A 235-nucleotide genomic window follows, 5' to 3' on the forward strand; every position below is an offset into this window, starting at 1 on the left:
CGAACAGATCAACGACCTGCTGGCCGCCTATCCTGGCGTGGGCTATCTCGACATCCTGGCCGACGGCCGGCTGGCGCGCGGCGCCTGCATCCTCGAAAGCGAGATCGGCATGGTCGAGGCCAGCCTGGAAGGACAACTCCAGGCGCTGCGCCAGGCCTTCCAGCGCACCTTGGGAAGCCGGGTATAGCGATGCGCCAGTTCGACTACATCTCCGAAATGATGGAGCTGGCGCTGC

At 65.1% G+C, this 235-nt stretch carries 1 pseudogene; it reads left to right on the top strand.

The features are described from left to right. Positions 1-187, top strand: a pseudogene (locus tag SB751_RS35415) (HrpE/YscL family type III secretion apparatus protein); the annotation flags it as partial. Between the last annotated feature and the right edge of the window lie 48 nt (positions 188-235).

Origin of the sequence: Cupriavidus sp. SIMBA_020 (genome assembly GCF_046535395.1) — a bacterium.
Taxonomy (GTDB): Bacteria; Pseudomonadota; Gammaproteobacteria; order Burkholderiales; family Burkholderiaceae; genus Cupriavidus; species Cupriavidus campinensis.